Genomic DNA, 24,139 nt, shown 5'->3' on the forward strand with positions numbered 1-24,139 from the left:
TTTTCAGGTCTGGGGCACCTGTTCGTCCAGTTCCCTCAGCCACAGTGCGGCGTTGCCATCGGCCGGGGCGCGCCAGTCCCCACGGGGAGAAAGGCTGCCCCCCGCCATGACCTTGGGGCCATTGGGCATGGCCGAGCGCTTGAACTGGCTGGTGGTAAAAAACCGGAACAAAAAGACCCGCAGCCATTTGCGGATGTCTGCCAGCGTATAGCGCGTGCGTTCATGCTCCATAAAGCCTGCTGGCCATGCGCCGCGCGCCACATCGGCCCATGCCTGTTCGGCCATAAAGGCAATACGCGCAGGGCCAAACCCGTGGCGGAGTATAAAGTAAAGAGTAAAGTCATGCAGGGCGTATGGCCCTATGGTGTCCTGCGTGCTCTGGCTGCCCCCTGCGGATTGGGGGATTAACTCGGGCGATATCTCGGTTGCCAGCACGGTGCGCAGCACGGAGCCGACATCGGCCGGGAAGTGGCCAGAGGCTATGCACCAGCGGATCAGGTGCTGGATCAGGGTTTTGGGGAGCCCTGCGTTAACATTGTAATGGGCCATCTGGTCGCCCACGCCGTAGGTGCACCACCCCAGAGCCAGCTCGGACAGGTCCCCCGTGCCAATGACAATGCCGTTGTGCTGGTTGGCCAGCCGGAACAGAAAATCCGTGCGCAGCCCGGCCTGTACATTTTCAAAGGTAATGTCATGCACGGCCTCGCCCCGGGCAAAGGGGTGGTCGAGTGTCTGGAGCATCAGGGTTGCTGCGGGGCGGATGTCCAGCGTGGCGCGCGTAATGCCCAGATGTTCCATCAGGGCGTTTGCGCTGGCCAGTGTCTGCTCCGTGGTGCCAAAGCCGGGCATGGTGTACCCGCGTACGGCACTGCGTGGCCAGCCCAGTTCGTCCGCCGTACGCACGGCCACCAGCAGGGCGTGTGTGGAGTCCAGCCCGCCCGATACGCCAATGACCATGGTTTTGGCCTTGCAGCTTGTCAGCCGCTGGCTAAGGGCCGAGACCTGAATGGTAAAGGCTTCAAAACAGTCCTGTTCCAGCCGCGCGGGGTCCGCAGGAACGAAGGGAAAGCGCGGGAGTGGGCGCAGGAGCCCAAGGTCCGCCATGGGTGGGGCCAGCGTAAAGCCTATGGACCGCCACATGCCGGAGTTGGCTTGGGCAGATGTGGCGGTCACGTTTGCACAGTCTGCAAAGGTGCCCATCTGCGTCCGTTCATGGCGGATAAGGGTCAGGTCCACATCGGCCACGACCGCACATGCACCATGGGGAAAGCGCGCACTTTTGGCCAGCAGGGTGCCGTTTTCAAAGATGGCGGTCTGGCCATCCCACGCCAGATCAGTGGTGGATTCGCCCTCCCCGGCGGCGGCATACAGGTAAGCGGCCACGCATCGTGCGGACTGGGAGCGGCAGAGCAGGCTGCGGGTTTCCGCCTTGCCTACGGTAATATCGCTTGCGGACAGGTTGGCCAGCACGGTAGCCCCCGCCATGGCCTGTGCCGTGGAGGGCGGGCTGGGCACCCACATGTCCTCGCAGATTTCTACCCCAAGGCAAAAACCGGGTACGTCATGGGCGGCAAAAAGCAGGTCCACGCCAAAGGGAACACTCAGCCCCCCCAGTTGCAGGCTCTGGCCACGTATGGCCGCACCGGGTGCAAAGTGTCGCCGCTCATAGAATTCACGGTAATTGGGCAGGTAGCTTTTTGGCACTACGCCCAGAATACGGCCCCTGTGCAGAACAACGGCGCAATTATACAGGCTGTTCATGTGGCGCAGGGGGGCGCCAACCACCAGCACGGGCAGCAGGTCGGTGCTGGCCTGAGCCAGTGCGAGGAGCGCGCGCTCGACCGCATGGAGCACTGTGCTGTTCTGGAGCAGGTCTTCTATGGAATAACCGCTCAACCCCAGTTCGGGGAAGACGCACAGACCAGCACCCTGACTGGCGCAGTTGCGGGCGGTGGCTACAATCTGCTCCATGTTGGCCTGCGGGTCCGCAAGGGTGACAGGCACGGTACAGGCTGCCACGCGCACAAATCCCTGATGGTACAGAGATCGGAATAGGGACGTGGTCACGGCTTTCCTTCCTTGCCGGGGTGCATGGTTCTGTCTAGCAGGTGAGCAAACTGGCCGCCAAGGGTTGGTAAAGTGCTGTTTTATGACAGATGCGTGCAGGGGCATGAAAAAAAAGCGCCTTTTTTACATTTTCCCTCTTGCGCGATCGGGCGTGTGCTCATAAAAGGAGCCCATCAGATGCGGGCGTAGCTCAGGGGTAGAGCACAACCTTGCCAAGGTTGGGGTCGTGGGTTCGAATCCCATCGCCCGCTCCAGATTTTCCTTGAAAATTTGGTTCGGTTAAAAATGATCCTTCGGGGTCATTTTTTGTTTCTGGCCTATTTTGTCCATTCCCACACAAGAGTCCACCCCTGTCCTCCACCTGTTTTGTCTGGTGGACGGCACTGTGCGACCATGGGCGGGAAGTGTGCGATTTACCTTAAAATGTAACAGATTATTCCATATGGAATAGCATTATACTTGGCCATGCTTGTGCATGACTGGGGCAGAGCAGGGTTTGGTGGCACCGCTTCACTTTAATAAGGTGTTTGAAAGCCTATGTTCTTGATGGAATTTTCTTATTAAATACAGCAGCATGCGGCTCCATATCGGGGCCATGCAGTGCATTCCGGTAAAAGCCATTATGGAATAGTTGGTTTTTAAAAAACGCGTCGTTTCTATACGGGCCAGATGCCCCTGCCCAAGCCAGTTCCATAGTCCGGCCCCGGCGTAGCCACTACGGGCAGATACCGTGGGTGTAGCCCGCAAAACCGGGCTGTCTGCCCCTGAGTGCGGCAAGGGAGCCTCTTCCTGGTCCAGAGCAGGGCGTGAGCAGGGGGGCGTAGAGTGTGCCCATAATGACACAGATTCCGTTTTTGCTGTTCCCATCGTAAGGAATCGAAAAAGATAATTTTTTTATGTTGGTGATTTTTAAAAAATATGACTACAAGCCGTTAAAGCCTTTTAGGCATATCGGTTCAATAATTGTCATGTATAAAATTTTGTCTGAAGGGGAGCCAGTAACTCTATGAGCAAGGCCTTTATTGCCGCAGTGATTCAGGATTCAATCAACTGCACAGGGGTTGCCGCCAATCAGGCTGCGAATGACCTTATTGACGCCATTGTGGTCGAACTCAAGCGTGAAGGTGGGTTTACCCTGCCGTCCTTCGGTACGTTTACGGTGCGTAAGACCAAGGCGCGCAAGGCCCTTAACCCGCGCACGGGTGAGCCGGTCAAGGTCAAGGCTGGCAAGACTGTCCGCTTTAAAGCCAGCCCTAATCTTAAAAAAGCTGTCTGAGGTACATCTGCTTCCCCTGCTTTTTTCGGGCAGGGGGCAGGCAGGGCCGCACCATGGCTATGGTGCGGCTTTTTTTATGGCGGGCAGGCTAGAGCGTATCGGTTGTAATATCTTCCAGCCTGTCCAGTTTACGCAGGCCGGGGAACAGACCCATCCACACCCCGGTTATGACCAGCGTGCCAATGCCCCCCAGCACAACAGCGGCCACCGGCCCCATAACGGCTGCCAGCATACCGCTTTCAAACTCGCCCAACTGGTTGGATGACCCGATGAACAGCATGTTCACGGCAGAGACCCGGCCACGCATTTCATCCGGTGTGCCAAGCTGCACCAGTGCGCCGCGCACCATCACGCTAATCACATCCGCCCCACCCAGAATAGCCAGCATCAGCACGGATGCGCCAATGGAGCGGGACAGACCGAACAGAATGGTGGCAACCCCAAAAACGGCCACGGAGGCAAACATCCACCGGCCGGCATGGCGACCAAGCGGATGGCGGGCCAGAATGGCCGCAATAAGCAGGGCTCCCACTGCGGGGGCGGCCCGCAAAAGGCCCAGCCCCCATGGGCCGGCATGCAGAATGTCGGTTGCAAACATTGGCAGCATGGCTGTGGCGCCACCAAGCAGCACGGCAAACAGGTCAAGCGAGATTGCCCCAAGCATGGTGGGTTTGCGCCGCAAAAAGGCAATGCCGCCAAAAACAGCCGCCAATGTGGCCTTCTGGCGCGGGCGTACCGGACTGGTCATAACCATGGACCACGTGGCCAGCGCGGCAATGGCAAAGCTGACCCCACACAGGGAATAGCAGACCCCGGCCCCCAGACCGTACAGCAGCCCCCCAAGGGATGGCCCGGCAATGCTTGCAGCCTGAAACAGCGAGGAGGAGAGAGCGGTCGCGCGCGGGAACAGGGCGGGAGGGACAATGGAGGGCAGAAAAGTCTGCTGGGCGGGCATTTCAAACGCTTTGCAGGCGCCAAATATGGCCACCAGCCCATAAATCATGCCCGCACTCAACTGGTGTGTAAAAGAGGCATAGGCCATGAACGCCGCCGCCAGCATGGCAATGCTCTGGCAGATAACAACAATCCGCTGGCGGTTGTACTGGTCAGCCGCATGCCCTGCGGGGAAGATGCACGCCATCATGGGCAGGAACTGCGCCAGCCCCACAAACCCCAGCGCTGCTGCACTGTGGGTGAGCGCATAAATCTGCCAGCCCACGGCCACGGCCTGCACCTGCCCGGCAAAGGAGGACAGGGCCCGCGCCCCAATGGCGGCCACCAGACCGGGGTGACGCAGGAGGGAGGGAGTGGGGGCGGAGGGATCGGTCATGGCAATGGTTGCGTTTTATCCAAAACAGAAAAATACGGACAGAGAGGCTCCATCCGTGCGGGCAAGAACACGCGGCGACCAGCCATAACGCCAATCAAAACACCGTATGGACCAGAAACCCTGCCTGCTGCCGCCATGCCATGGAGTATGGATCGGACGGAAAAAACAGCTTTCCCTCCCATGATCATGCTGGGGTAGATGGACCTGCTGTCATGAGGGAATGGGAGAAAAACAGGCTCTGGCTGGGGCGGGAGGATTCGAACCTCCGCATGGCGGAATCAAAATCCGCTGCCTTACCGCTTGGCTACGCCCCAATGGCCTGAACTGCCTGTGCCTCTTTTAAGCCGAACAGGGGCTGGTCGTAAAGGCCGCTTGTTGCAAAATTAGGCGTGTGGGGCCGATATTGTCGTGCTGGCAAAAGCGGTATCCATGTCCGTTACATCTTCCAGATCAGCCAGCCCGCTCTGGTTTGTGTTTGTGTCCGCCCCGGTAGGGAACAGGCCAAACCGCCCGGCCTTGTCCAGCGCCAGATCAAGGGCGGCCATGGTGCTGCCCATGTCCGGGCTCTCGTCTTTTTCCCATACGCGCAGGGTGTGGGTCCACACCGCCACCAGCATGTTCACCCGCACAAAGCCGACAACGCCAGTGGTGTTGACACCTGCCGCATCGGCGACCCAGCGCATGCTCTCCACCGTAGCCCCCCCGAGCAGTATGGTCAGTGCAGGGTCCATGGGCAGGGTACGGAAAACGGACTGTAATCCTCCACGGTACTGCTGGAACACATCCAGCCTGCGCATGAGCAGGTCAAACAGGCGTTCACGCACATCACCGCAGATCATGTCGTCCGCCAGCGCCACATCATCGGCCATGCGGCCAAGGCGGAGCAGGATACTGGCCTTGAGCGGAAAACGCCGCCGTGCCTCGGGCAGGGCCAGCCCCGCCTGACGGGCGGCTGCCAGCACGGTTACGGAACTCCAGCCCCGATCCTGTGCCAGTGTCAGGGCAGCCGAGACAAGGGCTGTGTCAAAATCGTCATTATCCATATCAAAGACCTGTCGGATGAGCGGTAAGGAGTGGGCGGAGTGGTATTAAAAAACGTGGGAACTCAAGGCATAACCTAGCTGGCCAGCTCCTTGGCGCGGTGCACGGCTGCGGCAATGGCGGCGGAGGTTGTGGCAGGCCACGCCTGCGGGGCCATCATGATCTTGAGTGCCTCTGCCGTGGTGCCGCCGGGGCTGGTGACGTTGCGGCGCAACTCATCGGCATCGGTTGGCAGGGTGTGCAGCATGCAGCCAGCACCGTACAGGGTGCCACGGGCCAGCTTGCGGGCAACCTCGGGGGGGAGCCCCTGTTCCACCCCTGCTTTTTCCAGCAGTTCGGCCAGCAGAAAAACATAGGCCGGACCACTGCCGGAAATGGCGGCAACGGAGTCGATCAGCCCTTCCTCCTCCACCCACACGGTTTCTCCCACTGCTTGGAGCAGGGCGTCGCAATGGGCTTTCTGTTCGGCGGTAGCGTTGGGGGGGGCGTATAGTCCGCTCATGCCCGCGCCCAGCGCGCAGGGTGTGTTGGGCATGGAGCGGATAATCAGCGGGTTGGCCTGCGGATTAGCCTGCACGCAGGTCGCATGCAGGCTGGCAATGGTACGCCCCGCCATGACGGAGAGCAGTGTGGCCTGCCCAAAACGCTGGGCCAGTTCGGCCAGCACCGGGTCCGCCTTTTGGGGTTTGACGGCAACAATCACCACGTCAGGGGTAAAACCCGCAGGAACGTCCTGTATGGAGCGCACCACCTGATGGGGGGCGGGCAGCTCCGTTATGTGCCGGTCAATAATAACGGACGGGGCAAGCCCCGCGCGGAGCCAGCCTTCGAGCATGGCGCCACCCATTTTGCCGCACCCGACAAGCAGGATGGAGGGAAGGGTAAAATGCTCGCTCATGTTATGCCTCTCCATGGCAGTCCAGCATGGCCGAGGCCAGCGCGTCCGCAGCACTCAGCCCGCCGGTCAGGAAAAAGCGCAGGGCCGGGTAAAAGCGTTCGCACTCGGTCAGGGCAATGTCGATCATGTCTTCAAAAATATCGGTGGCGGTTTCCGTCCCCCGCAGCAGCAGGGCGTGGCGGAAGAGCAGCACACCATCCTCCGTATCCACACTGAAGTGGCCAACCCACACCTGCTCGTTGGCAAGCCCGATCAGCTCGTACAGGGCCAGACGCATATCCGGGCTTACGCGCAGGTCAAAGGCGCAGGTGAACAGGATGGTGCCCAGCTCGGCCGACCACGAAAAAAACAGTCCGTAGTCGCACCATCTGGCCGGGGCTTCGGCCGCCATTTCGGTCGGGGTGCAGCGGTCAAAAGTCCACCCATGCCCGACAATGACCTGTTCCATCAGGTCCAGCGGGTTGGTGGGGGGGGTGGTGGAGCCGGTTGTCAGGGCTGGCATGGCATGACTCCCGTGCCTGCGGTCAAAAACAAAAACGGGACGCAAGGAATGGGTGCGGCAGCCTTAGTGCGCGCTGCCTGTGCGCGCACTGGTCAGGTGCTGTTCCAGCGCGTCCACCCGTGCTTCCAGTGCGGCTACGCGGCGTGCGGCTTCTTCCTGCCCGATGCGGGCCTGTGCCGCCAGTTCGCGCATGACCTCAAATTCCTCGCGGCGGACAACCTGCAGGCTGGTCAGCACCTCGTCCACCCGGCTGCGGACAATGGCGTTCATTTCCTCGCGCACACCTGTCAGTGCGGACACGGCACCTCCGGCAACACCTGCAAGATCATCAAAAAAGCGCGGTTTGTCAGCCATGCGGGGGTCTCCAATCAATCCGTTATGAACGCCTAGCAGCCGGTTGCTCTCTGGCCTGGCGCGCGTATGGTTCCGACTTTATAAAGAATAAAGGCCCGCACGGACAGAGGCCATGACCCGGTTTCCATTTTTGCGGTCCGGTTTATCCGCATGGCGCACATGTGGCTTTCGCGCACGCTCCATTGACCGCTTGGGGTCTCGTTCCCATTATCTATACAAATATGTTGAAAAAACGATGTCTCGCGTGACCATGGTTCGGGCGGGCAGATGCGGTATATATGGAGAACAGCATTATAATGACGACAGTCTTGGCGGAGGGTTTTGGCCCACTCCGCCTGAACGCCCATGTCGGGGTTATGGCTGGGTGTGGGTGGTGCGCGGCGCTGCCAGATGGGGGTAACACGATGGGGGAAGGGACGGCAGCATGAGTGAGCGCGATCCGTATTCAGTATTAGGCATTGCCAAAACCGCCAGTCAGGATGACATCCGCAAGGCGTATCGCAAGCTGGCCAAAAAATATCATCCCGACCTCAACCCCGGCGATAAAAAGGCCGAGGAGGAGTTCAAGGCCCTTAATCAGGCCAATGACCTTCTGTCCGATGCAGACAAGCGCGCGCGCTTTGACCGGGGGGAAATTGATGCCTCCGGGCAGGAACGCCACCCCGGTTTTGGCGGTGGGGGGTTTGGCGGTGGTGCCGGTGGCTTCGGCGGTGGTTTTGGTGGCGGCTTCCGCCCCGGCGGCGCTGGCATGGGTGGCTTTCAGGAAGAAGACCTGAACGACCTGTTTGGCGGCATGTTCGGCGGTGGCGCACGGGCGCGCCGTGCTGGCCCGCGCAAAGGGGCCGACCGCTCTTTTGCGCTCAATGTCAGTTTTCTGGACGCGGTGAACGGGGCAACCTCACGCGTTAATCTGCCAGACGGTGCCACGCTGGATGTGCGCATTCCACCGGGGATGGAGGACGGTAAGGTCCTGCGCCTGCGCGGCAAGGGTATGCCCGGTGTGCAGGGTGGCCCCGCAGGGGATGCGCTGATTACGGTAACCGTTCTGCCAGACGCCACCTTTACGCGTGAAGGCTCCGACCTGCGTGAAACATTGCCGGTAGACCTGAAAACAGCAGTGCTGGGCGGCCCCATTATGGTGCCCACGCCCACTGGTACGGTTAAAATGAATGTACCCGCAGGCTCGGATACAGGCACCGTATTGCGCCTGCGCGGCAAAGGTGTGCAGGCGCACGGCAGTAAGGAGGCAGGGAACCTTTACGTCCGGCTGGAGGTCAAGGTGGGCAAGGCCGACCCGGCTCTGGAGGCTTTTCTCAAGGACTGGACACCACAGGAAGCTGTGGGCGCCTGACAGCCCCACCACCCTGCGCCCACCCCTTACACTTGGTAGGGGGCGGATGCGGGGGGCCGGGCCAAGTGGAACAGGTGGCTCAGGGGTCGTTACGGTAGAGGGGGACGTCCACCTTGTGTCCGTTTGTGTTGGTAATGACAATCTGCCCTGCATTGGCAGAGACCAGCGTCATGGTCAGGGTTGTGTCATGCTGGGTGCCAGACCAGGAGTTCCCGCTTTTTCTGGCAAGGCTGAAGCGGCTTTCGCCAATGGTTGCGGCAAAGACTTCGGGCACATTGACCAAAAGCCGCGCGGCAGGTCCCATGGCCTTGTTGGCGGCTACCGTAAAGGGCGGCACCTCAGCCCGTACGCTCCATGTGCCCATAAAGCTGGCCGTGGGGTAAGTGGTTTCTGCCTTTGCTGGAGCGTTTGCCGGGGCATGCGTCTGTGGTGCGGCAAATGCTGGGGCTGCAGCCAGCCCCAGCATGGCGGAAAAAAGAAGAACGTGTTTCATATCAGCTTCCGTGACAAAAATTTGGCTCCGCCCCATGTGGCGCGTTTGGTAGTGCCCCGTCCAGTGCTGCCTGCGTGGAGCAGATACCCCGGGTGCTTGACGAACACCCATGACAGGACCAAAAAACCAGTACCCTTTATGGGGCTGCATGATAACCGCGTGGAGGAGAGCATTATGAGTGAGCACCAGACACAAGACCGTGTTGACGCAACTGCTCCCATGCACGAAGGGCAGCCCGCGCAGGCACAGCCTGCCGCAGGTGTGGAGGAAACCCCTGCACACGACGCATCCACTACGGCTGCGGTGCAGACACAGACGCATCAGGCACTGGCCGAGCCGGTGCACGTATTGCCTGCCACCCGTGCGGACAGCCCTGCTCCGGTCCAGCACCCCGTGGCCCCTCCCGCGCGGGAGGAGAGTATGTCGTTCAAGGAATTTTCGCAGATGGCCGGGGCCATGGTCTTTGTCATCTGCTTTGTGGTGCTGGGACTGCACGCTATTTCTGTCGCCGGGTATTAAAGTACTACCGGCTGTGGCCCCTTTGCGCGTTGCCGGTGGATGTATGGCCCGGTGGTGCGGTGCCTATTCGTGGCGGAGGGTCACGACCAGAACGTCGCGGTAAGCGGGGCGGTCCGGGTCTACGGGCTGTACGGGGGTTACGCCGTGGTACACCCTGTTGTCATTGACAATGGCCGTATCCATCGGGTTGGTCAGGGTAAAGCTGCCAACCTGCTTGTGGTTGAGATCGTGGATGGATGTCTCCCCCCGTGCCACGTTTTCGCGCCGGACCATCACCACAAAAACCCAGTCCACGCCATCACGGTGCAGCCCTTCTGGCGTGGGGCAGCCTGCTGCGTCCGGGCGGGCCTCAATACGGAACTGGTGCACCTCCGTATGCCATGAGCGCGGCCTGCGTTCGGGTGGGGTCATGTCCGTAATCACGCGCAGGGCCAGACGGAGTATGGCCATGAGGGCCGGGTGTTCGCCAATGGTGGGCAGAACGGGTTTAAACCAGCGTTCTACACCACCGTTAAGAGTATTGTAGTCCCGGCTCTGGTAGTGGGGTTGGTGGGGTTTGCGGGTTATGGTCCCATCCGTAAGCGAGAACGTGGCGTAACGCCTGCGCCGGTAACGCCCGCCATCGGCCATGTAGCGGTCCACGCCCAGATCGTTCCAGCTTGCGGCAAATGCGTCCCACCCGAGCAGACCGGCACATTCCAGAACACGCTGCATGGACTGGGCCTGAAGGAAGGCAAAGCCCTCCTCCTCCAGTGGTTTTTCCACGTCCTGAATAATGGTGTCTGCAAGCGGGGATGCAAAAATAGGCTCGACCATGGCGGTGTCTCTTATGCGTGGGACGGAGGCGGTGGTGCCTGCGGCCGGTTGGGAGCGGAGGTGGGCTGGGCAGGTGGCGCGCTGGGCTGTGCCGTGGCATCTGCCTCGGTTTTTGTCTCCGCCTCTGTCTGGGGGAGGGTGGGCATGGCATCAAGCGCCATGTGCAGGGGCACGCCGGGGGGCGTGGTGGAGTAGCTGGTGGGGGTGTAGAACTTGACCCCGGCTGCGGCCATGCTCAGAGCGATACGGCGGTAGAACTCGCGCTGGACCTTCCACTTCATCATCGGAGCGGTTTTGATGATCCCGACCAGCACTGCGCCGTTACCATCGGAACTGTCCACGCCCAGATCGGTGTAGTCCGAGAAGATCATGGCGCGGAAGGCGTCTTCCTTGCGCATGTCGGCAATGGTCTTTTGCATGATCTTGACCACTTTGCCCGTGTCTTCGCTCAGGTCCAGCGTCTGGCGCACGATAATCTGGTTAAAGCCACGTGCGGTATTGGCAATGGAGGTTACGGAGGAGAAGGGAATGATGTGCAGGTCACCATCAAACGAGCGCACACGCAGGGTACGGATGGAAAGATGCTCAACCGTACCGGCAATGCCCCCGGTTGTAACCCAGTCCCCCACCTGAATGGCGTCTTCCGCCAGCATGAAAAAGCCGGTGATCACGTCCTTGACAAGGCTTTGCGACCCAAAGGACAGACCAACGCCCAAAATACCAGCACCCGTAAGCAGCGGCGTAACATTGATCCCGATCTGGGAGAGGGTGGTCACCGCCACAAAGATGATGATGACAGTCAGCAGCACGGTGCGGATAATGGGCAGCACCGTGCGCAGGCGTGCCGCCCGTGCCTCCTGCGCGCTGGCGGAATAGCGCGAGATCTGCTTGTTCAGAATACTGTTGACCGTCTCCCACGCGACAGCGGCAATGGTCATGCCCACCAGCAGGCAGGCCGCAGCCCCAACCAGCCGCAGACCAAGGGCTGAGTGGAGGAAAAAGTCAAAGGTGGGAATGCTCCAGCTTTGCGCAATGCAGATTGCGGTGGTCAGGATAATGGCGATTGTCATGATCTTGCGTACGAACGGATAGTAAAAATCCGCCCGTTTTTGCAGGTCGGGGTACTGGGCCTGCAACTCCGGCCCGACGCGGAACAGGTGGTCCTGCAAGCCATAAACCAGCAGTGCCAGCACGCGGGAGACAATCAGGCACAAAAAGGTCAGCAGCGTGCCATGCAGGATCCACTGGTAGCCGCCCTTCAGATGGGCTGCCCACACAAACCACAGCGCCAAGTCCAGAAAGATGATAGGCACCCACCACAGCTTGGCCAGCGAGCCTGCAAACGCTCCCAGAGCATTTTTGCGCATGCCGGGCGAGGGCTGGAGCGCACGGGCCACAATATGGCGGATACGCCAGATAAAGGCGGCAATCAGCAGGTGCTCAATCAGCACCACGCCGCGCATCATGGCCTCCACTCCCCGTGTATCCAGGTCAAACTCGCGACCAAGGATGGACAGGCAGATCACAATGGAGGGGGCGGCCACCAGCACGTTCCACCACCGGGTCAGCAGTCTGGCGGTATCATCTGGCATGGGCACCAGACGGATGGCGGGGGAGCGGGGGACCAGCACGGTCTCAATAACCAGATACAGGCCACGGGCTATGGCGTAGGCATTGACTAGTGTGAGTGCCACCGTACGCGCCTGCTCGGTGGATGTCAGGAATTCCGCGCCAAGGTAGCCAAGCAGCAGGCACACCCCCACAGGCAGCAGCTTGAGCAGGAAGTGCATGAGATTATACGGAATCCGCACAAGGTAGCGCAGCACCTCGTTCCCGCGGCGTTGGTCTTTTTCACGCGTTTGGGTCGTGTCGGGGTTGGTGGCGGCCTCCGCATCTACGTCCACGTCCGTGCTTGGCTGGGGGAGCGTGTCCTGGAGCTGGTTTGCGGTCTGCCGCGCCTCGCGGGCTTCAGCCAGCTTTTTTACGGCAGTCAGGGGTCTGCGCAGGCCAATGCTGGCGGCACGCTCCGCAACCAGTGCCAGTGCGATGATCAGCAGCGCACGGCCAAAGGAATCCAGCAAAGACTTGCGGGACTGGGGGTTCTGCACCTCGTGGCGGAACCACGATGCAACAGACCCCAGGTCCTTGAACAGGCTGGTAAAGTTGTTCACGTATTCTGTGGCGGTATTGCCCAGATCATCCAGTTCGGAATGAACGGAATTATCTATGACCGCAGGTGCTGCCGCAGTGGTTGCGGCAGCCTTGGGCGCGGTGGACGCACCGGGCAGCCCCTTGGCCATGAGCGAGAGGGTTTTTGTAAACTCCGCACGCTTTTGCGGGTCATTGAGCACATTCAGGAGCTGCTGGGCGTCCTGCTGGCTTAGCCCTCCCGCAGGTGCGCTGGTCTGCGCATCGGCAAAAGCGGAGCTTTGTGGGAGTAAGAGCCCCAGCCCGAGCAAGAGCACACAACAGCTTTTGCATATCCAGGAAAATAAAAAATACCGGTCCCGGCTGTGTGCTGTCATGACCTGCCATGTCCTTTGCTGAACGCTCTGGGGGTTTTGCGCTACGCGCCTGATGTTGGCCTCAGGGTAGGAGCCAAATCAGGCGGTATCAAGACCACCAGCCGGTTCAACTGTTATTCGGGCAGGGGTAAGGGGTCAGTCGTGGGGGGTAAACGGCACAATCTGGGTCGGTTTTGTGTGGCGCAGCACCAATGTGCCTGCAATCATGTCATGCAGGCCCTGCTTGCGCTGGGTAAAGGCGACCATCAACACCCCGATATAAAAGAGCGGGAAGGACAAAAACGCCTTGATAACAAACCGGAGCAGTGCGCGCAGGTGCGAGATACGCTCCCCGGTGAGCGAGACAACTTCCATCCGGAACAGCCGCTTGCCCGGCGTTGCCCGGAATGAGGAGGCCTCGAACAGCACAAAATACAGCATGGGCAGCAGGCTGAGCACAATGCCGAAGGTATGCCAGTCCGACCCCGCATGCAGGTGTGGCACCAGAATGGAAACAGGGTGCGCCTGTGGGAGCGATGTGGCGGCGATGTTGACCACGTCCACCGTCTGACCTGAGCCATCGGGAATGGGCAGTTCCTCCCAGTCCACATTGATCTTGGGGCCAAAAAACAGGCTGAGAACACCCTCGACCGTGGTCAGGATGATCCCATCAATCAAAAAAGCCCACACACGCCACCAGAAGCCCGCATAAACCCAGACATCGGGCTGGTGTTGTGGCGCACCCCATGACGGGGTGGAACCATCCACGGAGGGCTGGGGGGCCGCGCCCCAGCCGGGCGGAGGCGTAATGCTGGACATGGTCAGGTTCCCTGATGTGCCGCAAACAGGCAGGTCATCCGTAAAAAACGGAACACTCAGCTACGGTATGAGCCGTTGATGTCGATATAGCCATGCGTCAGGTCACAGCTCCATGCGCGGGCTGTGCCGTTGCCCAGCCCCAGATCCACGGCAATATCAATGTCCTGCCCCTTCATGTGGGCGACAACCGGGGTTTCATCATACCCTTCGGTTACGGTGCCGTTGCGGGCAATGCACACACCGCCAATGGACACGCTCAGCGTATCCCTGTCGGCCGGTTCGCCACATTTGCCCACAGCCATGACCACGCGGCCCCAGTTGGCGTCTTCCCCCGCAATGGCGGTTTTAACCAGCGGGGAGTTGCCAATGGCCATGGCCACACGCCATGCGGACTCGTCCGAGACAGCACCACTGACCGTAATGGTCATGAGCTTGGTCGCCCCCTCACCATCGCGGATGACCAGCAGGGCCAGTTCACGCAGCAGGTCGTCCAGTGCTGTTTTGAATTCCGCCAGAGCCGGGTCGGTCAGGGCGTCCACCGTGTCGGCCACAGGGGCATTGCCCGCAGCCCCGGTGGCAAACAGCAGCACCATGTCGGAAGTGGAGGTGTCGGAATCAACCGTAATGCAGTTGAAGGTGGTTTTAACCCCAACCCGCAGCAGGGTTTGCAGGACAGCGGCAGGCAGGGCGGCATCTGTTGCAACAAAGGACAGCATGGTGGCCATGTCTGGCGCAATCATGCCGCTGCCTTTGGCAATACCCTGAATAACCACGTCCGTGCCGTTGATCCGCGTTTTGCGAATGGCTGCCTTGGGGAAGGTGTCCGTGGTCATGATCCCGCGTGCGGCTGCGTCCCACCCTGTGTCGGACAGGGCTGCATGCAGGGCGGGCAGGGCGGTGGTAATGCGCTCGACGGGCAGAATTTCGCCAATGACCCCGGTGGAGGCCAGATAAACTTCTTCCGGTGTGCAGCCTGCTACTTCGGCTGCGGCCTGCGCGGTTGCGGCACATGTCTGCCGACCTGCGCGGCCGGTGAACACATTGGCGTTACCAGCATTGACCACCAGAGCACGTGCCTGCCCGGTAGGCAGCACGGCACGGCACCAGTCCACAGGTGCGCCGGGGCATTTGGACTGGGTAAACACACCGGCAACCGTGGTGCCGGGTGTGAATTCGGCCAGAACCAGATCGGTCCGGCCTTTGTAGCGGATGCCTGCCGCAGCGGCGCCAAGCCTTACCCCACGGACAACGCCAAGCTCAGGCATTGGCCGGGCAAGGGGAGAAACGGGGAGAGGCTGCGCCATCTGGCGGTATCCTTGGCAAATTATCAGTCCCGCGTGCTCAGGCAGGGCCTGGCACGCGGGCGTCTGGTGTTGGGGTGGAGTTTTTTACTTTTTGGGTGCGGTTGCGCCAGCGCCAGCAGCGGGTGCATCTGGCAGCGGCTTGCCGGTGGTGGGGTCAAAGCGCACGATTTTTACACCGGCAGCGGCTTTTTCCACGGCTTCACGCACGTATTTCTGGATCAGGGCCTGACGGATCTTGTCATGCACGGCGTCCAGCGTGGGGGTCGGGTCCGTGCGCGTGTCCAGCACCTGAATGACGTGGTAGCCGTACTGGCTCTGCACCGGCTTGGAGCTGACTTCGCCCTTTTTCATGGCGAAGGCGGCATCGGAGAATGCGGGGATCATGTCACCCTTTTTGAACCAGCCAAGGTCGCCACCGTTCTGTGCAGCACTGCCCTTGTCGGTTGAGACTTCGGCTGCCAGTTTGGCAAAGTCCGCACCGCCCTTGAGCTTTTTGATAACGTCGTTGGCTTCGGCTTCGGTCTTGACCAGAATGTGGCGTGCGTGAACTTCCTGCTCGGCAGGTTTGCCCACGTAGTTCTCATTATAATACTGTTTGATGGACTCATCAGACAGATGCGGCATCACCTGCTGGGACAGCCATGCGTTCTGCAGGGCGTTGTCTGCGGCGGTCTGCATCAGCTTCTGGGTATCGGGCTTTTTGTTCAGCCCTTCCTTTTGCGCCGTAATCAGGATGGCTTTCTGGTCCGCAAGCTGGTTGATCAGCATGGGGTAGATCAGGGTCGGGGGGAGCTGGCGCATCTGCGGCGGCATGGTGCCCATGGCGTTCTGCACATCGGCAACGGTGATTTTTTCACCATTAACGGTGGCGACAACCGTATTCGGGTCAGTGGGCTGGGCAGGTGCCGTGGAGGCCGCCGGTGCCGGAGCCGCCGCAAAGGAGGGGGCACACAGCATGGAGGAACCGAGCAGGGCAGTGGCTGCCAACCCGAACGCGTAGGGAATAAACCGCATAGGACAAAACCTTAAAGTCGGTAAAAACAGTCCGATATGTATGAAGGAGGCTACCCGCCCCGGCAACCCCTGTTTCGTCCGGATATGGGGTCAAGGTAGCAAGCTTGGTTGACCGAACCCCTGCCCGGTCCTATTTTGCAGGGCAAGCCACGCAAAACGCCTGTGTCTTTCGCCCTGTCCCGCTCTGTTTTTGCGGGGGATGCAGGGTGGGGGCCAAGGCCGCACTGTTCTGGAAAGGTGTTCATGCTTTCTCGCTTCGTCCGCGCCCTGTTCGGCACAGCCAATGACCGGACGCTCAAGGCTTTCCAGCGCCGTGTGTCGGAAATTAACGCCCTGGAGCCTGAGATACAGGCTCTGGATGATGCTGCCCTTGCAGCCAAAACCACGGAATTCAGGGACCGGCTGGCCAAAGGTGCTACGCTTGATGACCTGCTGCCCGAGGCCTTTGCCGTTACGCGCGAGGCCTCGCGCCGTGTGCTGGGCATGCGTCATTTTGACGTGCAGCTCATTGGCGGCATGGTCCTGCACTCCGGCCGCATTGCAGAAATGCGCACGGGGGAAGGCAAAACGCTGGTGGCAACGCTGGCTGTGTATCTGAGCGGCCTTTCGGGCAAGGGCGTGCATGTGGTCACGGTCAATGACTACCTTGCCTCGCGCGATGCGGCGGAAATGGGGCAGCTTTACAATTTTCTGGGCCTGACCACGGGTGTGATCGTGCCCAACATGCCCGACGAACAGCGTCGTCTGGCTTATGCTGCGGATATTACCTACGGCACGAACAACGAGTTCGGGTTCGATTATCTGCGCGACAACATGAAGTACCAGCTGGGCGAAATGGTCCAGCGCCCCTTCCACCACGCCATTGTGGACGAGGTGGACTCGATCTTGATTGACGAGGCGCGGACCCCGCTCATTATCTCCGGCCCGGCGGAGGACAGCTCCGACCTGTACCGTGCGGTGGACAGCGTGGTGGCTCTGCTTGTGCAGGATGAGACCACCTACGAAAAAGACGAGAAATTCCGCACCGTCATCCTGACCGACGCAGGCTCGGACAAGGTCGAGGACCTGCTGCGCACGGAAGGTGTTCTGGATGAGGGCGGGCTGTACGACCTGCACCACGTGGCTGTTGTGCACCACGTGCAGCAGTCCCTGCGGGCGCACACCCTGTTCTCGCGCGATGTGGATTACATCGTGCGTGACGGCAAGGTCGTGATTATTGACGAATTCACGGGCCGCATGATGGAAGGCCGCCGGTATTCCGATGGTCTGCATCAGGCGCTCGAAGCCAAGGAACACGTGGACGTCCAGCAGGAAAACCAGACGCTGGCCTCCATTACCTTCCAGAACTTTTTCCGCCTCTACCCCCGCCTTTCGGGCATGACCGGCACGGCCATGACCGAGGCCGATGAATTTGCGGAAATCTATAATCTGGACGTGGTGGCCATCCCCACCAACCGTCCCGTGTCCCGCAAGGACGAGGATGACGAGATCTATCTGACGGAGGCGGAAAAATTTGCCGCTGTCGTCAAGCTCATCCACGAGGTGCACCAGCGCCAGCAGCCCATTCTGGTCGGCACCACCTCGATTGAAAAGAGCGAGGCCCTGTCCGCCCTGCTCAAGAGCGAGAACATTCCCCACCACGTGCTCAATGCCCGCTTCCATGAGATGGAGGCCAAGATTGTGGCGCAGGCCGGGGCACCGGGGTCCATTACCATTGCCACCAACATGGCTGGCCGTGGGACGGACATCAAACTGGGCGGTAACGTGGACATGCTGATCGGCCAGCAGCTGGGCGATATGGAGGACACTCCCGAGCGTGCCGCTGCCGAGCAGGAAATCCGTGACCGCGTAGCCCGTGACCACGCCATTGTGCGTGAGGCAGGCGGGCTGTACGTCATTGGCACCGAACGGCATGAAAGCCGCCGGATTGACAACCAGTTGCGCGGCCGTGCCGGGCGGCAGGGTGATCCGGGTAATTCCAAGTTCTTCATCTCGCTTCAGGACGATCTGATGCGGATCTTCGGGTCTGATCGTATGGGCGGCATGTTCCAGAAAATGGGCATGCAGGAGGGCGAGGCCATTGTTCACCCCTGGCTGAGCAAGGCGCTGGAGCGCGCGCAGAAAAAGGTCGAAGCCCGCAACTTCGACATGCGCAAGAACACGCTCAAGTATGATGATGTGATGAACGACCAGCGCAAGGAAGTTTACGCCCACCGGCGTGAGTTCATGGCGCAGGATGACGTGTCCGCCATTGTGGCCGAAGCGCAGGACGATGTGACCGATACGCTGGTCGCCCGCCATATCCCCGAAAAATCCTTTGCGGAACAGTGGGATGTAGAGGGGCTGACCCAGCAGGTCCACAAGGTGTTCGGCCTTGACCTGCCCATTGCCGACTGGGCGCGTGAGGACGGTATGGACGCCGAGGGCGTGGCCGAGCGGATCAGTCAGGCGGCAACCCAGTCCCACGCCGCGCGGGCTGCCAATATTGGCCCGGATTTGATGCGGTTCATTGAAAAGCAGATCCTGCTGACAACGTATGATGCGGTGTGGAAAGAGCACCTGCACGCGCTCGACCAGCTCCGTCAGGGCATTGGCCTGCGCGCCTACGGGCAGAAAGATCCGCTGAACGAATATAAGCATGAAGCCTTCCAGCTCTTTACCTTCATGCTAGAAGAAATGCGCCAGCGCGTTGTGTCGCTTATGGCGCATGTGGAGGTCTCCCCCCCTCCCATGGAGGACCCCTTTGCGGATACGGCAGCCATTCATGCCGACCCAGAGGTCGCAGGGTATGCCTCCGAACCCGGTACCGGGCTTACGCCGGGTGCCGCGCCGGAAATGGCCGTGCCCATCGGGGGTAGCGCCATTATGCCGGATGATCCGTCAAGCTGGGGAGAAACCCCACGCAACGCGCCATGCCCATGCGGATCGGGTAAAAAATACAAGCATTGCCACGGGCAGCTAGGCTGAATACGGCCCGCCAGATGGCAGGACAGGTAAGGTAAGGAATATGGCTGGTCATTCCCAGTTCAAGAACATTATGCACCGCAAGGGTGCGCAGGACGCCAAGCGCGCCAAGCAGTTTGGCAAGATCATCCGTGAGCTGACCGTGGCCACGCGCTCCGGCCTGCCCGACCCCAACTCCAACCCGCGCCTGCGTGCGGCCATAGTGGCTGCGCGTGAGGTGAACATGCCCAAAGACACCATCGAACGTGCCATTAAAAAAGCATCCGGTGGCGCTGGCGGCGATGACTACGTGGAAATGCGCTACGAGGGGTACGGCCCCGCAGGCGTTGCGGTGATTGTGGAAGCCCTGACGGACAACCGCAACCGCACTGCGTCCGAGGTGCGGGCGGCATTCTCCAAATCCGGTGGTTCCATGGGGGAGACCAATTCCGTCTCCTTCATGTTCCGCAGGCTTGGGGTGATTGTCTACCCTGCATCCGTCGCCTCCGAGGATGACATGCTCGAAGCCGCGATTGAGGCCGGGGCAGAAAACGTGGTCTCTACAGACGCCACGCACGAAGTCACGTGTGAGGTGGAATCTTTCTTTGCCGTCAAGGACGCGCTGGAAGCCCGCTTTGGTGAGGCAGAAAGCGCAAAGCTGGACTGGCGGCCAGAAAACACCGTGATCTTGGATGAGGAAAAGGCCCGCAGCCTGTTCAAGTTCCTCGATGTTCTGGAAGACAATGATGACGTCCAGAATGTCTATGCCAATTTTGACCTGCCGGATGATCTGGCGGAAAAACTGTCGGCCTGATTGTGGTACGTCTGCTCGGCATTGATCCCGGCCTGCGGTTTACAGGGTGGGGCGTGATTGATGTCGAGGGCAACAGGCTCCGGCACGTGGAAAATGGCGTGATCGCCACCAACAGTGCCGACAGCGTGCCTGACCGGCTTAAAGTCCTGCATGACAATCTGCATATGCTGATCGAACGCCTCCAGCCCGCCGAGGCGGCGGTGGAGGAGACGTACGTCAACCGCAACGGGGCTGCGACCCTCAAGCTGGGGTATGCCCGTGGGGTGGCCCTGCTCGCCCCCGCCCTTGCGGGGCTGAGTGTGGCCGAATACGGCGCGCTGGCGGTTAAAAAAGCGGTGGTCGGCACCGGGTCTGCCGATAAAAAACAGGTGGAAATGATGGTGCGCAGGCTTCTGCCGGGGGTGGAGGTCATACGGGCCGATGCGTCGGACGCACTGGCTGTGGCCATCTGCCATGCCCACCACCGGGCCAGTGCCCGCCATATTGCAGCGGGAGTGCGCATGGCATGATTGCGTTTTTGTGCGGGTTGGTCATTCAGGTGGACCTTGGGAGCTGTGTGGTGGATGTGAACGGCGTTGGCTATCTGGTCGCCGCCTCTACCCGCACACTGGCGGCCCTGCCCAGCCCGCCCGAAAAAGCACGGATTCTGATCGAGACCGTCGTGCGGGAGGACGCCATTCTGCTCTACGGTTTTTCCGAAAGTGCGGAGCGGGAGTGGTTTCGTCTGCTCACAGGCGTGCAGGGGGTCGGGGCCAAGGTGGCGCTGGGTATCCTGTCCGTCCTGTCAGCCGGGGAGCTGGTGGCGGCCCTGACCACCGCAGACAAGGCCAGCCTTATGCGTGCACCCGGGGTCGGGGCGCGGCTGGCCGAACGGATTTTGACCGAACTGCGCGACAAGGCAGGCAAAATGCCCGGCAACAAGGGCGGCTTTACCGTGCCGGTCATGGCAACCCCTGTGGGCAGTATAGAGGCCGACGCCCTTATGGCGCTGGCAGGGCTTGGCTTCCGCCGTATGGAGGCCGCGCCGGTTGTACGCCGCGTGATGGAGGCCAGCGGGCCAGACGCCACGCTGGACACAGTCCTGCGTGACAGCCTGAAGGACCTTGCCCGATGAGCCCCGAGTTCACCCCCGAGCGCGAGATTGACGCGACCCGTCAGGGGGAGGACGCGGGGGAAGCAGCGCTACGCCCCCAAACCCTGTCCGACTTTACGGGGCAGAAGGCGAGCCGCGAGAACCTGTCTGTTTTTATCCATGCTGCCCGGAACAGGGGCGAGGCACTGGACCATGTTCTGCTGCATGGCCCGCCGGGTCTGGGCAAGACCACGCTGGCCCAGATTGTGGCGCGCGAGCTTGGGGTGGGGTTCAGGGCCACGTCCGGCCCGGTTATCCAGCGCGCAGGGGATCTGGCGGCTATCCTGACCAACCTGCAACCGCGTGACGTGCTGTTTATTGATGAAATCCATCGTCTCCAGCCCGCCATTGAGGAAATTCTCTACCCCGCCATGGAGGATTTTCAGCTCGATCTGATTATCGGCGAAGGCCCGGCCGCCCGCTCGGTGCGGATTGACCTGCCCCCCTTTACGCTGGTTGCGGCCACTACCCGCGCGGGTTTGCTGGCAACGCCGTTGCGCGACCGTTTTGGCATTCCGCTACGGCTGGTGTTCTACACCCCCGAGGAACTGGCCCGCATTGTAGCGCGTGGGGCGGAAAAGCTGGGCTTTGCCTTATCTGCCGCCGGGGCGATGGAAATTGCACGCCGCTCACGCGGGACGCCCCGCATTGCAGGGCGGCTGTTGCGCCGGGTGCGCGACTTTGCCTCCCTTTCCGTACCCGAGGGGCAGGTGGTGGAGCAGGCTGTGGCGGATGCCGCCCTGACCCGGCTGGAGGTGGACGCGCTGGGGCTGGATGGCATGGACCGGCGCTACCTGCGGCGCATAGCCGAATACCACCACGGTGGCCCCGTGGGGGTGGAAACACTGGCCGCAGCTCTGGCCGAATCGCGCGATACGCTGGAAGATGTGATCGAGCCGTTCCTTATTCAGGAAGGGTTGGTCCTGCGTACCAGCCGTGGCCGCGTGCTGGGCGAGCGGGGGTGGAAGCATCTTGGCTTGACGCCTCCCCCCAGACCGGAAAACACTGGCGGACCCCAGATGGACCTTCTGGCGGATGATGAGGAAGCTCCATGAGCAGCCACTCCATAGATTTTCGTGTTTATTATGAGGATACGGATGCGGGGGGCATTGTGTACCATGCCCGTTATCTGGCCTTTGCCGAGCGTGCGAGAACCGAGGCCATTCGCAGTTGTGGCATGCCTGCCTCTGGCCTTTTGCATGATTACGGACTTGTGTTCGTGGTGCACGACGCAAAGCTGACCTACCGCATGCCCTTGCGGCTTGATGATGTGCTGACGATTACAACACGGCTTACATCGCTCCGTGCGGCCAGTTGCAGGCTGGAGCAGATTGTGACCCGCGGGGCCGATGTTGCGGCCGAAGTGGATGTGGGTCTGGCATGTGTGCGTGCAGCAGATGGACGTCCTGCCCGATTTCCGCCTTTATGGCATGATCTTCTGAGCCGGTTGGCACCGAAGGACTAAAAGCGCCTCTTCTGCTTTTTTACGGAAAACAGTAAGAAGCAGCAGTGTTGGGCCGTGAGCAATCTCGCCCGAGTCGGAGACTGGTGGCCCGCAACGGGTGCAGAGGCAGGAGGCATTATTGGATCGTGCGGTTGATGCGGCAAATCTCGGCGTAAGCGCGGCGGGAGACCTGTCGGTCTGGGCGTTGTTTATGAACGCCTCACTTGTGGTTAAGCTGGTTATGCTGGGGCTGCTTTTGTGCTCCATCATGGTCTGGGCCATTATTATCGACAAGTTTGTAACAATCCGGCGGATCAACCGCGCGGCTTCAGGGTTTGAGGACCGCTTCTGGTCCGGTGGCAGCCTTGATGACCTGTACGAGAGCGATGGCGCAAAGCCCGTAAGCCCGATGGCTGCCGTATTTGGCGCGGCCATGGGGGAATGGCGGCGCTCGGCCCGTATTCCCGGTGTGGATCTGGTGCGTGGCGGGGTCAAGGAGCGCGTGGACCGCGCCATTGGCATTACCATCACGCGGGAGATGGACCGCCTGCGCCGCTGGGTGATCTTTCTGGCAACCGTCGGGCCTGTGGCGCCGTTTGTCGGGCTGTTTGGCACGGTGTGGGGGATCATGCATTCCTTCAGCTCCATTGCAGCCGAGCACAACACCAACCTGAGCGTTGTGGCCCCCGGTATTTCTGAAGCGCTGTTCGCTACCGCCATTGGCCTGCTGACCGCTATTCCCGCTTATGTGGCGTATAACGTGATCAGCAACAGCATGGATCTTTTTGAGGACCGGCTGGAAGGGTTCGGCACGGAATTTGCCGCCATTCTCTCCCGCCAGTCTGAAGAAAGGGTCTGAGCATGGGCATGTCGTCTGGAGGGAGTGGCCGCCGCCGCAGGCGTCCCATGGCCGACATCAACGTGACGCCCATGGTGGACGTCATGCTGGTGCTGCTGATCATCTTCATGGTCACATCCCCCATGATGACCAGCGGCGTCAATGTTGACCTGCCCAAAACCGATGCCCGGCCGGTCAACTCGGACAGCAAGCCGATTACCGTGTCGATCAAGGCCGATGGCAGCCTCTATCTGGGGGATGCGCCGGTCACCACGGAACAGCTTGTGGCCCAGCTCAAGGCCGCTGCGAACAATGACTCCGACCACCGCATTTTTGTGCGTGGTGATGCCCATATCGATTATGGGCAGGTCATGCAGGTCATGGGTCAGATTACCGCAGGTGGATTTACGCATGTGGCTCTGCTGGCGCAACAACCCGCCAGCTCCGGGCAATAAGCCATCCGGTCGGGTGGAGAGGTACGAACACGATGCCCATGGCACGGCCACGCCGGTCTGATCAGCTTATGCTCAGGCGGTCTCTTTATGTGTCTGGTGCGGCGCATATCGCAGCACTTGTGGCACTGCTGATCTCCCTGCCGCCGCCCAAGCCGCCGGAGGAACCGCCACAGCCTACGGTCGAGATGGAGTTCGAGCCATCGGACGCGCAGGATGGTGGTCCGT

Annotated in this window: 24 protein-coding genes, 2 tRNA genes and 1 pseudogene; 14 read left to right on the forward strand and 13 right to left on the reverse strand. The window is 60.7% G+C overall.

What is annotated here, in order from left to right; genetic code table 11:
* Positions 1 to 3: 3 nt before the first annotated feature.
* Positions 4 to 2,067, reverse strand: coding sequence for an NAD(+) synthase (locus HK26_RS12380; RefSeq protein ID WP_257641000.1), 2,064 nt, complete (start codon positions 2,065 to 2,067; stop codon positions 4 to 6).
* 179 nt (positions 2,068 to 2,246) lie between these two features.
* On the opposite strand from HK26_RS12380, the gene HK26_RS12385 reads away from it, so the two are divergent.
* Both HK26_RS12385 and HK26_RS12390 read left to right on the forward strand, forming a co-directional pair.
* A tRNA-Gly gene (locus HK26_RS12385) sits at positions 2,247 to 2,321 on the forward strand.
* Positions 2,322 to 3,073: 752 nt separating this feature from the next.
* Positions 3,074 to 3,343 (forward strand): HU family DNA-binding protein, encoded by a 270-nt coding sequence (locus HK26_RS12390; RefSeq protein ID WP_025826862.1) that lies wholly within the window; start codon positions 3,074 to 3,076, stop codon positions 3,341 to 3,343.
* A gap of 88 nt (positions 3,344 to 3,431) precedes the next feature.
* Here HK26_RS12390 and HK26_RS12395 read toward each other — a convergent pair whose 3' ends face one another.
* The 6 genes from HK26_RS12395 to HK26_RS12420 form a co-directional block, all read right to left on the reverse strand.
* Positions 3,432 to 4,673, reverse strand: a complete 1,242-nt coding sequence (locus HK26_RS12395; protein ID WP_086640048.1) for an MFS transporter — start codon at positions 4,671 to 4,673, stop codon at positions 3,432 to 3,434.
* Positions 4,674 to 4,912: 239 nt separating this feature from the next.
* Positions 4,913 to 4,987 (reverse strand) — tRNA-Gln (locus tag HK26_RS12400).
* A 69-nt stretch (positions 4,988 to 5,056) separates the two neighbouring features.
* Positions 5,057 to 5,716, reverse strand: coding sequence for a TetR family transcriptional regulator (locus tag HK26_RS12405; protein ID WP_086640049.1), 660 nt, complete (start codon positions 5,714 to 5,716; stop codon positions 5,057 to 5,059).
* A 74-nt stretch (positions 5,717 to 5,790) separates the two neighbouring features.
* Positions 5,791 to 6,612: a pyrroline-5-carboxylate reductase gene (gene proC, locus HK26_RS12410; RefSeq protein ID WP_086640050.1), complete on the reverse strand. Its 822-nt coding sequence runs from the start codon at positions 6,610 to 6,612 to the stop codon at positions 5,791 to 5,793.
* A 1-nt stretch (position 6,613) separates the two neighbouring features.
* Positions 6,614 to 7,114 (reverse strand): type III secretion system chaperone family protein, encoded by a 501-nt coding sequence (locus tag HK26_RS12415; RefSeq protein ID WP_025826869.1) that lies wholly within the window; start codon positions 7,112 to 7,114, stop codon positions 6,614 to 6,616.
* Between the two features lie 63 nt (positions 7,115 to 7,177).
* On the reverse strand, positions 7,178 to 7,468 hold the full coding sequence (locus HK26_RS12420; protein WP_086640051.1) for an accessory factor UbiK family protein: 291 nt from the start codon (positions 7,466 to 7,468) through the stop codon (positions 7,178 to 7,180).
* A 296-nt stretch (positions 7,469 to 7,764) separates the two neighbouring features.
* Here HK26_RS12420 and HK26_RS13945 point away from each other — a divergent pair, with 296 nt between their 5' ends.
* Together HK26_RS13945 and HK26_RS12425 are read left to right on the forward strand one after the other, a co-directional pair.
* Positions 7,765 to 7,896: a hypothetical protein gene (locus tag HK26_RS13945; protein WP_257641001.1), complete on the forward strand. Its 132-nt coding sequence runs from the start codon at positions 7,765 to 7,767 to the stop codon at positions 7,894 to 7,896.
* Positions 7,893 to 8,819 carry a DnaJ C-terminal domain-containing protein gene (locus tag HK26_RS12425; RefSeq protein ID WP_086640052.1) on the forward strand — a complete coding sequence of 309 codons (927 nt, stop codon included), beginning with the start codon at positions 7,893 to 7,895 and terminating at the stop codon, positions 8,817 to 8,819. Before HK26_RS13945 ends, HK26_RS12425 begins: the two co-directional genes overlap by 4 nt.
* Before the next feature lie 79 nt (positions 8,820 to 8,898).
* Here the strand turns inward: HK26_RS12425 and HK26_RS12430 are convergent, their stop codons facing one another.
* A complete protein-coding gene (locus tag HK26_RS12430; RefSeq protein ID WP_143296362.1) occupies positions 8,899 to 9,312 on the reverse strand; it encodes a hypothetical protein in 414 nt (137 codons plus the stop codon).
* Positions 9,313 to 9,408: 96 nt separating this feature from the next.
* On the opposite strand from HK26_RS12430, the gene HK26_RS12435 reads away from it, so the two are divergent.
* A complete protein-coding gene (locus HK26_RS12435) occupies positions 9,409 to 9,831 on the forward strand; it encodes a hypothetical protein (RefSeq protein ID WP_180539553.1) in 423 nt (140 codons plus the stop codon).
* Positions 9,832 to 9,894: 63 nt separating this feature from the next.
* Here the strand turns inward: HK26_RS12435 and HK26_RS12440 are convergent, their stop codons facing one another.
* The 5 genes from HK26_RS12440 to HK26_RS12460 all read right to left on the reverse strand — a co-directional run bounded on the left by HK26_RS12440 (position 9,895) and on the right by HK26_RS12460 (position 16,288).
* Positions 9,895 to 10,647 (reverse strand): 2OG-Fe dioxygenase family protein, encoded by a 753-nt coding sequence (locus tag HK26_RS12440; RefSeq protein ID WP_086640055.1) that lies wholly within the window; start codon positions 10,645 to 10,647, stop codon positions 9,895 to 9,897.
* Positions 10,648 to 10,658: 11 nt separating this feature from the next.
* Positions 10,659 to 13,172: a mechanosensitive ion channel domain-containing protein gene (locus HK26_RS12445; RefSeq protein WP_086640056.1), complete on the reverse strand. Its 2,514-nt coding sequence runs from the start codon at positions 13,170 to 13,172 to the stop codon at positions 10,659 to 10,661.
* A 135-nt stretch (positions 13,173 to 13,307) separates the two neighbouring features.
* Entirely contained in the window at positions 13,308 to 13,970 is a 663-nt protein-coding gene (locus tag HK26_RS12450; protein ID WP_086640057.1) for an RDD family protein, read from the reverse strand.
* A 56-nt stretch (positions 13,971 to 14,026) separates the two neighbouring features.
* Positions 14,027 to 15,274 carry a bifunctional glutamate N-acetyltransferase/amino-acid acetyltransferase ArgJ gene (argJ, locus tag HK26_RS12455; protein WP_086640058.1) on the reverse strand — a complete coding sequence of 416 codons (1,248 nt, stop codon included), beginning with the start codon at positions 15,272 to 15,274 and terminating at the stop codon, positions 14,027 to 14,029.
* A gap of 84 nt (positions 15,275 to 15,358) precedes the next feature.
* Complete coding sequence (locus HK26_RS12460; RefSeq protein ID WP_086640059.1) at positions 15,359 to 16,288, reverse strand: peptidylprolyl isomerase; 930 nt, start codon at positions 16,286 to 16,288, stop codon at positions 15,359 to 15,361.
* Positions 16,289 to 16,531: 243 nt separating this feature from the next.
* Here HK26_RS12460 and secA point away from each other — a divergent pair, with 243 nt between their 5' ends.
* The 9 genes and pseudogenes from secA to HK26_RS12505 all read left to right on the forward strand — a co-directional run.
* Positions 16,532 to 19,255 carry a preprotein translocase subunit SecA gene (secA, locus tag HK26_RS12465; RefSeq protein ID WP_086640074.1) on the forward strand — a complete coding sequence of 908 codons (2,724 nt, stop codon included), beginning with the start codon at positions 16,532 to 16,534 and terminating at the stop codon, positions 19,253 to 19,255.
* A 40-nt stretch (positions 19,256 to 19,295) separates the two neighbouring features.
* On the forward strand, positions 19,296 to 20,045 hold the full coding sequence (locus HK26_RS12470; RefSeq protein WP_086640060.1) for a YebC/PmpR family DNA-binding transcriptional regulator: 750 nt from the start codon (positions 19,296 to 19,298) through the stop codon (positions 20,043 to 20,045).
* Between the two features lie 2 nt (positions 20,046 to 20,047).
* Positions 20,048 to 20,554, forward strand: a complete 507-nt coding sequence (gene ruvC / locus HK26_RS12475) for a crossover junction endodeoxyribonuclease RuvC (RefSeq protein ID WP_025826888.1) — start codon at positions 20,048 to 20,050, stop codon at positions 20,552 to 20,554.
* Positions 20,551 to 21,159: a Holliday junction branch migration protein RuvA gene (ruvA, locus tag HK26_RS12480; protein ID WP_086640061.1), complete on the forward strand. Its 609-nt coding sequence runs from the start codon at positions 20,551 to 20,553 to the stop codon at positions 21,157 to 21,159. Before ruvC ends, ruvA begins: the two co-directional genes overlap by 4 nt.
* Positions 21,156 to 22,232, forward strand: a complete 1,077-nt coding sequence (gene ruvB / locus HK26_RS12485) for a Holliday junction branch migration DNA helicase RuvB (protein WP_086640062.1) — start codon at positions 21,156 to 21,158, stop codon at positions 22,230 to 22,232. The genes ruvA and ruvB overlap by 4 nt, the downstream gene beginning before the upstream one ends.
* Positions 22,229 to 22,642 carry a tol-pal system-associated acyl-CoA thioesterase gene (ybgC, locus tag HK26_RS12490; RefSeq protein ID WP_086640063.1) on the forward strand — a complete coding sequence of 138 codons (414 nt, stop codon included), beginning with the start codon at positions 22,229 to 22,231 and terminating at the stop codon, positions 22,640 to 22,642. The genes ruvB and ybgC overlap by 4 nt, the downstream gene beginning before the upstream one ends.
* 97 nt (positions 22,643 to 22,739) lie before the next feature.
* Positions 22,740 to 23,480 carry a protein TolQ gene (tolQ, locus tag HK26_RS12495; RefSeq protein WP_025826892.1) on the forward strand — a complete coding sequence of 247 codons (741 nt, stop codon included), beginning with the start codon at positions 22,740 to 22,742 and terminating at the stop codon, positions 23,478 to 23,480.
* 2 nt (positions 23,481 to 23,482) lie between these two features.
* Complete coding sequence (gene tolR, locus HK26_RS12500; protein WP_025826893.1) at positions 23,483 to 23,914, forward strand: protein TolR; 432 nt, start codon at positions 23,483 to 23,485, stop codon at positions 23,912 to 23,914.
* A 38-nt stretch (positions 23,915 to 23,952) separates the two neighbouring features.
* Positions 23,953 to 24,139: pseudogene (locus tag HK26_RS12505) on the forward strand (energy transducer TonB); the annotation flags it as partial.

Source organism: Acetobacter okinawensis (assembly GCF_002153655.1).
GTDB classification, from domain to species: Bacteria; Pseudomonadota; Alphaproteobacteria; order Acetobacterales; family Acetobacteraceae; genus Acetobacter; species Acetobacter okinawensis_A.